9 protein-coding genes and 2 pseudogenes are annotated in these 13,756 nt (G+C 36.7%); 8 read left to right on the top strand and 3 right to left on the bottom strand.

The genetic code is table 11. From position 1 onward, the window contains the following. Positions 1 to 41 precede the first annotated feature (41 nt). Positions 42 to 1,286 (top strand): MFS transporter, encoded by a 1,245-nt coding sequence (locus tag MRBLBA3_RS03775; protein WP_414645933.1) that lies wholly within the window; start codon positions 42 to 44, stop codon positions 1,284 to 1,286. Between the two features lie 551 nt (positions 1,287 to 1,837). Beyond that, positions 1,838 to 3,668, top strand: a pseudogene (locus tag MRBLBA3_RS03770) (SpaA isopeptide-forming pilin-related protein). 34 nt (positions 3,669 to 3,702) lie between these two features. Here the strand turns inward: MRBLBA3_RS03770 and MRBLBA3_RS03765 are convergent. Further along, positions 3,703 to 4,461, bottom strand: coding sequence for a TrmB family transcriptional regulator (locus MRBLBA3_RS03765; RefSeq protein ID WP_363379806.1), 759 nt, complete (start codon positions 4,459 to 4,461; stop codon positions 3,703 to 3,705). Between the two features lie 208 nt (positions 4,462 to 4,669). Between MRBLBA3_RS03765 and MRBLBA3_RS03760 the strand changes: the two are divergent. From MRBLBA3_RS03760 to MRBLBA3_RS03745, 4 genes and pseudogenes are all read left to right on the top strand, one after another. Then, positions 4,670 to 6,671: pseudogene (locus tag MRBLBA3_RS03760) on the top strand (methyl-accepting chemotaxis protein). A 79-nt stretch (positions 6,672 to 6,750) separates the two neighbouring features. Continuing rightward, positions 6,751 to 7,053, top strand: coding sequence for an MTH1187 family thiamine-binding protein (locus MRBLBA3_RS03755; protein WP_001018862.1), 303 nt, complete (start codon positions 6,751 to 6,753; stop codon positions 7,051 to 7,053). A gap of 47 nt (positions 7,054 to 7,100) precedes the next feature. Next, on the top strand, positions 7,101 to 7,346 hold the full coding sequence (locus MRBLBA3_RS03750; protein WP_001290599.1) for a YusU family protein: 246 nt from the start codon (positions 7,101 to 7,103) through the stop codon (positions 7,344 to 7,346). Positions 7,347 to 7,656: 310 nt separating this feature from the next. After that, positions 7,657 to 8,574 (top strand): proline dehydrogenase, encoded by a 918-nt coding sequence (locus tag MRBLBA3_RS03745; RefSeq protein WP_363379803.1) that lies wholly within the window; start codon positions 7,657 to 7,659, stop codon positions 8,572 to 8,574. A 22-nt stretch (positions 8,575 to 8,596) separates the two neighbouring features. Here MRBLBA3_RS03745 and MRBLBA3_RS03740 read toward each other — a convergent pair whose 3' ends face one another. Next, complete coding sequence (locus MRBLBA3_RS03740) at positions 8,597 to 9,436, bottom strand: D-alanyl-D-alanine carboxypeptidase family protein (protein ID WP_000831720.1); 840 nt, start codon at positions 9,434 to 9,436, stop codon at positions 8,597 to 8,599. Between the two features lie 87 nt (positions 9,437 to 9,523). Further along, positions 9,524 to 9,670: a YuzL family protein gene (locus MRBLBA3_RS03735; RefSeq protein WP_363379801.1), complete on the bottom strand. Its 147-nt coding sequence runs from the start codon at positions 9,668 to 9,670 to the stop codon at positions 9,524 to 9,526. 237 nt (positions 9,671 to 9,907) lie between these two features. On the opposite strand from MRBLBA3_RS03735, the gene MRBLBA3_RS03730 reads away from it, so the two are divergent. Together MRBLBA3_RS03730 and MRBLBA3_RS03725 are read left to right on the top strand one after the other, a co-directional pair. Further along, a complete protein-coding gene (locus tag MRBLBA3_RS03730) occupies positions 9,908 to 12,289 on the top strand; it encodes a 3-hydroxyacyl-CoA dehydrogenase/enoyl-CoA hydratase family protein (protein WP_363379799.1) in 2,382 nt (793 codons plus the stop codon). 21 nt (positions 12,290 to 12,310) lie between these two features. Continuing rightward, on the top strand, positions 12,311 to 13,483 hold the full coding sequence (locus MRBLBA3_RS03725) for an acetyl-CoA C-acetyltransferase (RefSeq protein WP_001206340.1): 1,173 nt from the start codon (positions 12,311 to 12,313) through the stop codon (positions 13,481 to 13,483). The last annotated feature ends 273 nt before the right edge of the window (positions 13,484 to 13,756 follow it).

Below are 13,756 nucleotides of genomic sequence, written 5' to 3'. Positions count from 1 at the left end.
GTAGGCGTATAATACGCCTACCCTTTTTTACTGTAAAAAAATTGTACTTGCTTACACTTTCCGTTTTAGTTACTATAGTCGTAGTAACCAAAATGGAAAGTGTGGGGAAAGACTTGAATTTTCGTGTATATATTTTAGCTATTGCGGCTTTCGTAGTCGGAACGGTTGAGCTAATTATAGGAGGAACGCTTGATTTAGTTGCCAATGATTTAGGTGTGTCGATTAGTGCAGCTGGTCAGCTTATTACAATATTTTCAGTAGTATTCGCTCTATCAGGTCCAGTTTTATTAGCATTAACAGGCAAGTTTGAAAGAAAGAAATTGTATGTTGTGGCATTATCAATTTTCTTAATTGGAAATATCGTTTCGGCATTTAGTATGAATTACGGGATGTTAATGTTCTCAAGGGTAATTTGTGCAGCGAGTGGATCGCTTATTATTGCACTATCGGTAACACTTGCTTCTAGTGTAGTAGAGCCGCATTTTCGTGCGCGTGCGATTGGAATCATTTTCATGGGGATTAGTGGATCACTCGTACTTGGAGTACCGCTAGGTCTTGTGCTAGGAAATGCATATGGATGGCGTACGCCATTTGTGTTAATTTCAATGTTAACGGTTATGGCGATTGCTTGTATTTTATTATTCTTAACGAAAGTACCACCAACATCAGTGCTATCGATAAGAGAGCAAATCGCTACGTTAAAAGATAAAAAAATTGTGAGTGCACAGTTAACATCATTTTTATTTTTAACAGGTCATTTAACACTGTATGCATACTTAACACCATTTTTAAAAGATGTGATGCATGTGGAAGCGAACTGGATTAGTGTGTTTTACTTTATTTTCGGAATTGCAGCGGTACTTGGAGGCGGCCTTGGAGGCTGGCTTGCGGATAAATGGGGATCGAAGAAAAGTATTATCTCAATTATTATCGTATTTGCGTGTGCTATCTTCATATTGCCAATGATGACATTCTCATTCCCGCTGTTCATTATTATGATGGGACTTTGGAGTATGCTGAGCTGGGCGATTTCGCCAGCACAGCAAAACTATTTAATTGAAATTGCACCAGAATCAGCTGGTATTCAGCAAGGTTTAAATAACTCTGCACTTCATTTAGGGATTGCGCTCGGTTCAACAGTGGGCGGAGTTGTTATTGAGAAATCATCTGTTATATATAACGCTTGGGTAGGCGGCGGTTTTATTATATTGGCGCTGTTTTGTGCGATTTTCTCAATTACGAGAGGACGCTCGAATCAGTTTGCGAAAGAAGAATCTATCGTTTGATAGGTTCTTTTTATTTTGAAAAAATTGAAGGGTTTAGCAGGAGCGGAGAGAAGGGTGTATATAGCGAGGTGATAGTACATGTATTCAAATTTTTCAATAATTGGTTTTCTATTTACGATCATACCATTCTTTCTTGTAATTTTTATATTTAGATGGGTTCGTTTCATCTATCAAAATTCAGAGAAACAAGTGGAGCAAAATGAGAAAATTATTGAACTGTTGATGGAGATAAAGGAGAAGAATAAGTAATAGTAGTTATTTTGAAAATAATTATATACGGATATAAAGAAAAATAATTTTAGCAAATTTGAAAGGTACTTTTGAAAGTGCCTTTTATTATGTTTAAAGGGCTGAGCACAAATTATCTTTATTTATCAATAGTCAAATGAGAATGAGAATGAGAAATTCAAAATTCGCAGTTTATCCATTTAAATTTCTCAACAATTCGACAAGATACTACAAAAAAACCACCTATTCTCTTTTTTTCACTATAAGTACAATGAAACAGTAAGATTGCTTCATGTGGAAATTTGTATATGGTGGTGGAGAGAATGAAACGAAAGATGGTAGGGAAATGGTTTAGTTTTTTAAGTGCTCTTATTATTTTATTAGGAATTGCAATGCCACAAGTGAAGGCAGAAGTAATGAACAGAGAAACATATAAAATGGATTGGAGCTATAGTAATTCGAAACATCGTGAAATAAAGACAGAGATAATTAAAACGGCTTCGGGTAGTATTGCGTATTGTTTAACGCCTGATTTACGTTCTCACAATGGGGATGATTTGCCTGAAATGGGGAAAACATCTGATGCTGTATACCGTGTTTTATTAAATGGATATCCTCAAAAAAGCCCATCTGAATTAGGTGTAGCGACAGTAGAAGAAGCGCATTATGCGACACAATTAGCAGTATGGATTGCAGCAAATGAATTAACGGAAGAAGATTTAGTTGCAAAAAATGAACGAGTACATAATCTTATGAAAAAGTTAATCCTGTAGATCCACAAACTGCTACACAAAAAGGTGATTATTTAGAAACAGGATTTTATGCAGTGCAAACAAATGCGGTTTCTGGCTCTTATACAATTCTTCCTGAAAATGCTCCTAAAGGACTTCGAATTGTAAATGAAAATGGAGAAGAGAAAAGTACATTACCAATTAACGAAAAATTTAAAATATTAATCCCGAAAGATACGAGTAGTGGAAATTTTAAAATGAAAGTGAAGTCTACTTTAACAAATTTACAAGCAATAGCTTTTAAAGGCTCGGGAAAAGTTCAAAATACAACGGTATTGTTACAAAGAAATAGTGAGAAAATCAGTACAGATTTAGCTGTAAATTGGGAATCAGTAGGCTCTTTAAAGATTATGAAATTAGGAGAAAAAAAGGAATTATTAAAAGGAGCTGTGTTTGAAGTCTCTAATGAAAACTTTAAACAAAATGTTACTACAAATGATAAGGGGATTGCGGAGCTAGGTAATCTTCCAATCGGTATATATAGCGTCAAAGAAATTCAAGCACCAGCTGGATATGTGTTAGACGGAAGTGTTAAAAAATTGAAGTGAAAACTGGTGAAACTGCTGTATTAGAGTTGAAAAATGAAAATATAAAAGGTGAATTAGAAATAACGAAAGTAGATGTAGCGGATGGAAATACGAAACTGCCAAATGCAGAGTTTACAATTTATAACGAACAAGGAAAAGAAGTAGTAAAAGGAAAAACAAATGAGCAAGGTATAGCGAAATTCAAACTACCATACGGAAAGTACACGTATAAAGAAAAATTAGCACCGAATGGATATGTAATAAATGAAGAGACATTCGCATTTGAAATAAAAGAGAGTGGAGAAATTATTAAACATATTGTCCAAGATAAGAAGGTAGAAGGCGAGTTAGAAATAACGAAAGTAGATGTAGCGGATGGAAATACGAAACTGCCAAATGCAGAGTTTACAATTTATAACGAACAAGGAAAAGAAGTAGTAAAAGGAAAAACAAATGAGCAAGGTATAGCGAAATTCAAACTACCATACGGAAAGTACACGTATAAAGAAAAATTAGCACCGAATGGATATGTAATAAATGAAGAGACATTCGCATTTGAAATAAAAGAGAATGGAGAAATTATTAAACATATTGTGAAAAATAAGAAAGAAGAAAAGGCATCACTTCCTTCTAAGCCAAATAAGCCAACACCGAGTGGAGAAGTGAAACCTTCCACTGATGTGAAGCCGGTAAAACAACCTAATATTCATAATGAAGTTCGTTTACCAGCTACTGGCGGCGTCGGTAATGAATTTACGTCTTTATTCGTTTTAGGAATTGGTTTTATTATTGCTGGTGCTTATGTGTTAAGGATGAAAAATAGAAAAGAAATGTAGAAAAAAACGCCTTGAAATAGAGGCGTTTTTTTTTTTAGTATCTCAACTTCATCAACAAGCTCTTAATTTCCTCATCTTCCATAAAGAGATTATGGTGTTTCTGGGTAATCTTTGCAAGTGCAACGTCGTGATAGAAAAATTCTGTAAAGAACTTTACGAAAGGCTGTGACATTGTTTTCATCGCTTGCCATGATTCTTGCTCTACACCAGCAAATAAAATTTCACGATCGTCAACGATGAGTAGTAAGTAGCGCTCTAATGCGTTAGGTTCTTCAGCTGGGATTAGAAAATGCATGTTTTCTAAATTTGTTTCTACTTTCCCGACGATGAGGGACTCGATTTGGACGCCTTGGTTTGCTTGTTGTTCTAGTAAAGGAAGATATTCTAAAAGGGTATCGTTCCATGCGGATATGCGTATAGATTCTTTTGCATCTTCTATAAGTTGCCTACTTTGTACTTTAATAGAAGACTGCATTTTTAAGCTCCAAACGCGGTCATCTGTAAATGACTTTTTAGAAATATTATTTTCAAGTTCTTTAATATTAGATTGGAATTCTGTCGTTAATTTTTCAATTGCTAGCTTGAGTGGTAATGCTGTATACAACTTTTTCTTTTCTGAAACAGAATCCATTACCATCCCTTTATCAATGAGGCGTGCTAACACTTCGTATATTTTTGCTTTTGGAACACCTGAATGTTTAACGATAGTTGTTGCATCTAATGGTTCGTTGCTTGATACGACAACTTCATAGGCCTGGCTTTCATATTGTGAGAAACCGAATTTTTGTAGCATAGTTCCCTCCGAACGAATGAGATTATATGTTAAGGATAATGAACTATTTGTTTTTGCACAAGTGTTGAGATAATAACTAAGTTGATTGAAATGAGAATAAATTTTAATTTTTTATACTATATAGATTGAGCTTTTATATTTATCTATTATACTTAATATAGTGATTAATAGAATTTAAATTCATCGAGAAGGAGATGCTTGAGGGAAGATGTTGAGAAGTTTAAGTTTAAAAATTGCAGTAGTATTTTCGGTGCTTATTTCTATGATGTTTGTAATATTAGGTACAGCTGTGTATCAATTACAAAAAGAAAAAGAAACGCACTCCTTAGACCAGTATTCTAAAAATACGATGGACCTTGTGACAGAGCAATTAAATGCATTTATGCAGCAAATTGAAGAGGGCATGGGGTATTATGGGAGCCATTATAGCATTCAAAATATGTTACAAGATGGAGTTACACCAGAAGAAGAAAGTTCTATATTAAAGGAGTTTTCCTATTTTAAAAAATCCCACCCCGATATTTTAGACGTATATATTGGGACGAAAGATAAAAAGACATTAAGTGCAAATATTGCAGATGGTGGGACGGTTCCAGAAGGATATGATCCGACGAGTCGCCCTTGGTATAAAGCGGCAGAAGCAGATACGAATTCTATTATTTGGGGACAAACACATTATGAAGTTGCGACAGGCAAGCTAAGTATCGGAGTTTCAAAGGCTATTGTTGGTCAAGATGGCTCAGTATTAGGAGTTATGGCAATGGACGTATCGCTAGGGACACTTCAAAAACTACTCCATAATATTCAATATAACAATGGCGGGGAAATGTTTATTGTAAATGATAAAAATATTGCCCTTGTATATCCGGGGAAAGTTGGGAAAGATGTTTCGAAAGAACCACTTGTGAAAAGTTTAAATAAAGGTGAAACGAGATTTGCAGTAACGACACTAGATAAGAATGATGTAGTTGCGTATAGTCAAACCTTTAATAAGATGAACTGGAAGGTAGGGATTGTATATCCGAAAGAGGAAATTGATAATTTATTTGTAGAAACAAGAAATACGGTTATTTTAATGGCGTGTATAAGTTTATTAATTGGAATAGTTGCGTCATATATATTCTCAAGAAGATTAGCAAGACCATTACAACTATTAACAAATCACGTTCAAAAAGTAGCGGAAGGTGATTTAACACTCCAAATGAAGGTGACAAGTAAAGATGAGGTTGGTACGCTTACGACTCACTTTAATCATATGGTTGAGCAAATGAATGAAATGGTAAGTGAAATTAAAAATAGTGTATCGACAGTACAGCAATCGACTCACAATCTGCATTATTTAACGAATGAAACTGTAGCAGCTAGTAGAGAAGTTTCAGGTGCAATGGATGATGTGAGCGGAGGTGCGTCTACTCTTGCTAATAGTTGTAGATAAGGTTTCAGCGCAACTTGAAAATATGGCGCAATCGATGGAAGAAATGAATGGTTCCGTTGGTGAAATAAAGGGAGTGACTGGCAAGGCGGAAGAAGCGTCTAAGCAAGGATTAAATACGATGCGGAATTTAGTTCGTACAAGAGCACAATCATCTTCTATCGTTGTTCATACGGAAGAAGCATCCAGTAAGTTAGAGAAAAGAGTTGGATCCATTCAAAATGTTGTAGAGCTTATAAAGGGTATTTCGGATCAAACGAATTTACTAGCTTTAAACGCTTCGATTGAAGCAGCACGTGCAGGTGAGCAAGGTAAGGGCTTTGCTGTTGTTGCTGAAGAAGTTCGAAAGTTAGCGGAACAATCAAAAGAGGCAACAGGAGAAATCGCAACGATGATTGGCGATGTACAAGTAGAGGTAAAAGGAGTTGTAGAAGTTGTAAGTAAATTAAAAGATATTGCAGATGTACAAAATAAAGTTACGACGGAGGCAGAGGCAGAATTCCGTACAATTATGTCAGTTGTAAGCACAATTAGTACTTCAGTCGAAAAGATTGTAGCGGAAGTGCAAAATATAGGTCATGAGCAAGAAGAAATTACAGAAGTTATGCAAACAATTGCTAGTACAAGCCAAGAGAGTGCAGCTGTTTCTGAAGAGGTTAATGCAGCGACTGAGTCACAAGTTAATCATTTAGAAAAAGTGGGTCATACAATGGAAAGTTTGACAGAGAATATGCAGGACTTAGAAAGATTGGTTGAGCAGTTTAAAGTAGACGAATAACAAATTATTAAAATGATAAAAATTTTGGTAAAATAGATAATGGATATATAAGAAGCGATTTAATAGGAGGAAGACTACTATGGCAATTGTTGACGTATCGATTATTCCAGTAGGAACAGGTAATCCAAGTGTTAGTGAATATGTAGCAGAAGTACAAAAGGTGCTAGAGAAAAATGCAGATCGCGTGAAGTATCAATTAACACCGATGAATACGGTTATTGAAGGAGATCTTCCTGTCATTCTAGAAGTAATTCAACAAATGCATGAAGTTCCATATACGAAAGGTGCACAACGTGTTGCAACAACAATTCGTATCGATGATCGCCGTGATAAAGTAAGCACAATGGAGAAGAAATTAAACTCTGTTCGATCAAAATTATAAGAAAAAGCAGCGATCTTCGCTGCTTTTTTCATATAGGAGGAAATAAGATGAGTGAAAAGTTTAACGAGCAATTTGATGGATTACTAGAGAAATACACGGAGCTATTGCTTGGAGAGAGCAACGAAGAGCGAAAAGAGCAGGTGCAAAAATGGGCGCTTTATTCTTATATGGCTAAGACGATGCCAGCTTTAGTGAAACATTGGAATGAGACTTATCCAGATGCAAAGGAAGAGATGGTGCAGTTAATTACGAATATTAAAAAGTTGAATGATGAGAAGCGAAATGAGAAGTAAAAAAGCTTGAGACAATGTTACCTTAAGTTTTCTACATTAATATCCTCATATAATTTACATGGAATATAAAGGGTTTTATAAGCATGTCGAATATTTTCGACATGCTTATTTTTTGCCTAGTAAACCCGTTTTTTATAAATGTCGAAAAATATTTCCGGCATATTTGTAAGCGAGAATATGGGGTTTTAAATATTTTTATAGTATTTTATAAATTATCTAAATAATTATTTGTATCAAATAATTTTAAACAGTGATATAATTTTGAAGAGGGGTAAAAAACAGATAAAGAACAGTCATAGGGGTGAATTACATGGAACAATTAATGCGCAATTCGTTTCTTTTTTTATCAAAAAATAAAGCGCTAACAAAACTGGCTAAAAAGTACGGTTTACGCTTTGGCGCGGGTCGCTTTGTCGCAGGGGAGACGATTGAATTAGCGACAGCTGCAATTAAATCATTAAATAAGCAAGGGCTTTGTGTAACAATCGATTATTTAGGTGAATTCGTTGATAATGAAGCAGAAGCAAATGAAATGGCTACCCAATCGATTGAAGCGATCCGTGCAATTGGAAGAGAAGGTCTTGATTCACAACTTTCTTTAAAGATGACTTCTATGGGATTAGATATCTCTGATGAAATCGTAATGAACAACATGCGCCGTATTTTAGAAGCTGCAAAAGAAAATGGTGTGTTTGTTACAATTGATATGGAAGACTATACACGCTGCGGGAAGACAATTGATATCTTTAAACAGTTAAAATCTGAATACGATAATATTGGTACAGTTATTCAAGCTTACCTTTATCGTACAGAAAAAGATATGGAAGATTTAAATGCTTATAATCCTAATTTACGTCTTGTAAAAGGGGCTTATAAGGAACCTGAAGAAGTAGCGTTCCCGGACAAGAAAGATGTAGATGACAATTATAAAAAAATTATTAAAATGCACTTATTAAATGGAAATTATACTGCAATTGCTTCACATGACGAAGCGATTATTGAATATACGAAAAAATTTGCCGAAGAACACAATATTCCAAGGGATCAATTTGAATTCCAAATGTTATATGGTATTCGTAATGAGCGTCAACTTGAGCTAGTAAAAGAAGGCTACAAAATGCGTGTTTACGTGCCTTATGGAAACGACTGGTATGGCTATTTCATGCGCCGTCTAGCAGAGCGTCCAGCAAACGTTGCGTTCGTATTAAAAGGTATGGTTAAAAAATAACCAAGGAGAAAATACTCCTTGGTTATTTTAATTGCTGAAATGCGTAGTGCGCCATTTTCTTCGTGTCAGGGTATAGCTGCGTACGAGTAGAAGATAACACGACGTTAATGACGCGTTTACCGTCTTTTTTATCAACTGTTACGACTGTGTATTTTCCGAGTGCTGATAAACCACTTTTACTTCCAATCGCATATGGATCGTCATATAGTTCTTCTCGTCCATAGTTTGCAATTTTTGGAGAGCGCTCTGAAGTATGTAGAGTAGTATGTGTTGAATTCATATAATCTAAAACAATTGGATACTTTAATGCTTCTTTCGTAATAATAGCAATGTCATATGGTGATACTTTATTTCCAAGTGCATCAGCACCGCTTGCGTTTTTGAAAGTCGCATGTTTTGTCCCAAGTTCCTTCGCCCTAGCATTCATCATTTTCACAAACTCATTTTTTGATCCTGCGATATGTTCTGCAATTGACTCAGCGATTGGGTCTGCACTAATGATAAGCATAAGTTTTAATGCCTCATCACGTTTTAATTTTTCACCAGCGCGAAGCTTAATCTTCTTACTTTGGCTTTCTGTTTTTATTGCGTTTTCTGTAACTGTAATTTCTTCATCTTCTTTAACATTCTCAAGTAAGAGAAGAGTTGTCATCATTTTGGCTATACTAGCCGGATAAGAGCGCTCATCCTCGCGTTTTCCATACAAAATTTCACCTGTGTCTGCATCGATTGTAATTCCAAATTGCCCAGTAATACTAGGTTGATCCGCTCTTACGGCTTGTTGTCTGTGAGCATAAGAGAAGAAAATCATCCCTGTAAATAGTGTAGCAATCATTACAATCATAACCATTGTTCGTTTCATTATAATTCCCTCTTTTGTTCCAAATAAATTGGGCAGAAAAAGCAGCCATTAATCATTATGCCACGTTCTCTGCCCAAAAATATAGCGTTATTTTTCGCCCATATTATGCTTCTTATATTGTTGGTTATTACCTTGACGCCCTTTTTCAACACCTTGATTATGCGGGCCTGCATTTCCAGTTACGCTTGCTGCGCTAATTCCAGCTTTTGAAGGGTCCTTCTTAAGTTTTGCCATATATATTCCTCCAGTTTCGTCAGATTATAAAAAGGAAAAGTGCATTTTAATGAAGAAAATACACATGTATAGCATAGCCAAATGAAAGAAATATATTTATTTCAGAAAATTTTATCAATAAATATATTGCGAAAATTCAAACTGTATCATATATTTATTAGTAGAGGCTCACTCATTGATTGCGACTTATGTCGAAAAATTGAATGAGCATTCATTCAAGAATAGGGGGAGAAATGGATGTTCCAAATTAAAAAGGCTGCTGTTCTAGGTTCAGGCGTAATGGGTTCAGGAATTGCGGCACACTTAGCTAATATTGGTATTCCGACATTATTGCTTGATATTGTACCACCTGCGCTTACGAAAGAAGAAGAAGCGAAGGGACTTACATTAGAACATAAAAGTGTGAGAAATCGTTTTAGTAATACGGCTGTGCAAAAACTATTAAAGCAAAAACCAGCTCCTCTGACAGTGAAAGGAAATTTAGCACTGATTGAAGCAGGTAACTTAGAAGATGATCTTGAGCGTCTAGCTGATGTAGATTGGATTATTGAAGTAGTAGTTGAGAACTTAGATATTAAAAAGAAACTATTTGAAAAAGTAGATGCTGTTCGTAAACCGGGTTCTATTGTAAGCTCGAATACGTCAGGCATTTCAGTTGAAAAAATGGCAGAAGGTCGTTCAGACGGCTTCCAGAAACACTTCTTAGGCACACACTTTTTTAACCCACCACGATATTTAAAACTTCTAGAGGTAATACCGACGAAAGAAACTGATCCGCAAGTATTAAGCTTCATGAAACTATTTGGCGAAGACGTTCTTGGAAAAGGCGTTGTTATCGCAAAAGACACACCAAACTTTATTGGAAACCGCATCGGTACGTACGGTTTACTTGTAACTCTTCAAGAGATGGTAAAACGCGGCTATAGCATTGGGGAAGTTGATTCTGTAACAGGCCCACTTATTGGTCGTCCGAAGAGCGCAACGTTCCGTACATTAGATGTTGTTGGTTTAGATACATTCGTACACGTTGCAAATAACGTATATGAAAACGTACAAGAAGAAGAGCGTGATGTATTTAAAGTACCAGCTTTTATGCATGACATGCTTGATAAAAAATGGCTTGGAAGCAAAACAGGTCAAGGCTTCTTCTTAAAACAAGGAAAAGAAATTTTAGAACTAAATCCTGAAACGATGGAATACGAAGCTCGCAAAAAATTAAAAGCTGCATCTATCGAGTTAAGTAAACAAGAAAAAGGTTTATCGAATAAATTGAAAGCGCTTGTATACGCGAAAGACCGCGCAGGAGAGTTGTTATGGAACATCATTACACCGACTCTTTTATACTCTGCAAAACTTCATAAAGAAATTGCTGACGATATCGTTGCAATTGACCAAGCGATGAAGTGGGGCTTCGGCTGGGAGCAAGGACCATTTGAAGTTTGGGATGCAATTGGCGTTGAAAAGTCCGTTCAAAAGATGGAAGAAAACGGTGCAGTTGTTCCGACTTGGGTGAAAGAAATGTTAGAGAAAGGTTTCACTACTTTCTACAAACATGATAACGGAGATAGCTACTATTACGATAATGGCGAATATAAGCTAATCGAACGTAATAAAAAGGCAATTTCCCTTAAGCAATTAAAAGCGAAAAATGGCGTATTAAAGAAAAATAGCGGAGCGAGCTTAATTGATTTAGGTGACGGCATCCTTTGCTTAGAATTCCATTCGAAGAGCAATGCAATCGGTATGGATATTACGCAAATGATTAACTACGCTGTTGATGAAGTAGAGAAGAATTATAAAGGTCTTGTTATCGGAAACCAATCGAAGAACTTCTGCGTTGGTGCGAACCTTGCAATGATCTTAATGGAAGCACAAGACGACAACTACTTCGAAATTGAGTGGGTTGTAAAAAACTTCCAAGATGCAATGACGAAAATTAAGTACTCTTCTAAGCCAGTCGTAGCAGCACCATATGGTATGACGCTTGGCGGCGGTACGGAAGTTTGCTTACCAGCTGCTAGCATTCAAGCTTCTAGTGAGACTTATATGGGCTTAGTAGAAGTAGGTGTTGGCTTAATCCCTGGCGGAGGCGGTAATAAAGAGCTATACATTAAACACTTAAATAAAATGCCAAACGGTGTAGAGTTTGATCTGCAAAAAGTTGCGAATAAAGTATTTGAATCTGTAGCGATGGCGAAAGTTTCTACATCAGCACAAGAAGCTGTATCGAACAACTTCTTAGGCGATAAAGACGGTATTAGTGTGAATGGTGATCACTTACTATATGATGCGAAACAAAAAGCACTTTCTTTATATGAAGCGGGTTATAAAGCACCTATCCGTAAAAAGATACCAGTTGTTGGTGAAACAGGATATGCAACTCTTGTACTTGGTGCAGAAGCAATGCATTTATCAGGTTACATTTCTGAACATGATCTTCACATTGCGAAGAAACTTGCATATGTCATTGCGGGCGGAAAAGTGCCGTACGGAACAGAAGTTGATGAGCAGTATTTATTAGATGTAGAACGTGAAGCATTTATTAGCTTAGTAAGTGAGATGAAATCACAAGCAAGAATGCAGCACATGCTTGTAAAAGGAAAGCCATTACGTAACTAATAACGAGGGGAGATATCGTTCATGAGAGAAGCTGTCATTGTTGCGGGAGCAAGAACACCAATTGGAAAAGCAAAGAGGGGTTCATTAAAAACAGTTCGTCCTGACGATCTAGGGGCGTTAGTAGTAAAGGAAACGTTAAAGCGTGCGAATTATGAAGGACCAATCGACGATTTAATTTTCGGTTGTGCGATGCCAGAAGCAGAGCAAGGATTAAATATGGCTCGTAATATCGGCGGACTAGCAGGACTTTCTTATGATGTTCCAGCTATTACAATTAACCGTTACTGTTCTTCAGGGTTACAAAGTATCGCTTACGGAGCAGAGCGTATTATGCTTGGACACTCTGAAGCTGTATTATCAGGCGGAGCGGAATCAATGAGTTTAGTTCCAATGATGGGACACGTTGTTCGTCCGAATAGTCGCCTCGTAGAAGCAGCTCCAGAATATTATATGGGTATGGGACATACAGCAGAGCAAGTTGCTGTGAAATATGGAATTTCTCGTGAAGAACAAGATGCATTTGCAGTAAGAAGTCATCAACGTGCTGCGAAAGCATTAGCTGCAGGGAACTTTGCTGATGAAACAGTATCTGTAGATGTAACGTTACGTACTGTTGGATCAAACAATAAACTGCAAGAAGAAACAATCATTTTCGCACAAGACGAAGGTGTAAGAGCAGAAACGTCGCTAGACATTTTAGGTAAATTACGTCCAGCATTTAACGTTCGCGGTTCTGTAACAGCTGGTAACTCTTCACAAATGAGTGACGGTGCAGCATCTGTACTATTAATGGATCGTGAAAAAGCAGTGAGCGATGGCATGAAGCCACTTGCAAAATTCCGTTCATTTGCAGTAGCTGGCGTACCACCAGAAGTAATGGGAATCGGTCCAATCGCTGCAATTCCAAAAGCGTTAAAATTAGCTGGCTTAGAGCTATCTGATATCGGTCTATTCGAACTAAACGAAGCATTCGCTTCTCAATCTATCCAAGTTATTCGTGAACTTGGTTTAGATGAGGAAAAAGTAAACGTAAACGGCGGTGCAATCGCACTTGGACATCCACTTGGCTGTACAGGAGCAAAACTAACACTATCTCTTATTCACGAAATGAAACGCCGCAATCAACAATTCGGTATCGTAACAATGTGTATCGGCGGCGGAATGGGAGCAGCAGGAGTGTTTGAATTACTATAAAAAGTGGAAGTGGCTTGCTCAGAACAGGAAGGGGTGAAACGACCGACTGTTCTAGCAACTGGAACTAGATTATAAAAAAAGTGTAAGCGGCTCGTTCAGAATGTGAGGAAGAAGCGAAGCCACCGAACATTCTAGCCGCTGGAACTGGATTATATAAAAAAGTGCAGTTGGCTCGTTCAGAACGAGACGAAGCTAAAGCAAAGAATGGAAGCAACAAAGGTTTATAAAAAATAAACGGGAGAGCCAGCTTCTTTCAAAATGAGAGAAGCGGCT

Origin of the sequence: Bacillus sp. LBA3-1-1.1, assembly GCF_040676495.1 — a bacterium.
Lineage (GTDB): Bacteria > Bacillota > Bacilli > Bacillales > Bacillaceae_G > Bacillus_A > Bacillus_A nitratireducens.
This window is presented reverse-complemented; position numbering and strand designations above follow the sequence as displayed.

Excerpts from the sequence above, each read along its gene's own strand:
- MRBLBA3_RS03765 (WP_363379806.1), bottom strand. The coding sequence starts at position 4,461 with ATGCTACAAAAATTCGGTTTCTCACAATATGAAAGCCAGGCCTATGAA.
- MRBLBA3_RS03730 (WP_363379799.1), top strand. The coding sequence starts at position 9,908 with ATGTTCCAAATTAAAAAGGCTGCTGTTCTAGGTTCAGGCGTAATGGGT.
- MRBLBA3_RS03725 (WP_001206340.1), top strand. The coding sequence starts at position 12,311 with ATGAGAGAAGCTGTCATTGTTGCGGGAGCAAGAACACCAATTGGAAAA.
- MRBLBA3_RS03755 (WP_001018862.1), top strand. The coding sequence starts at position 6,751 with ATGGCAATTGTTGACGTATCGATTATTCCAGTAGGAACAGGTAATCCA.
- MRBLBA3_RS03740 (WP_000831720.1), bottom strand. The coding sequence starts at position 9,436 with ATGAAACGAACAATGGTTATGATTGTAATGATTGCTACACTATTTACA.
- MRBLBA3_RS03745 (WP_363379803.1), top strand. The coding sequence starts at position 7,657 with ATGGAACAATTAATGCGCAATTCGTTTCTTTTTTTATCAAAAAATAAA.
- MRBLBA3_RS03735 (WP_363379801.1), bottom strand. The coding sequence starts at position 9,670 with ATGGCAAAACTTAAGAAGGACCCTTCAAAAGCTGGAATTAGCGCAGCA.
- MRBLBA3_RS03750 (WP_001290599.1), top strand. The coding sequence starts at position 7,101 with ATGAGTGAAAAGTTTAACGAGCAATTTGATGGATTACTAGAGAAATAC.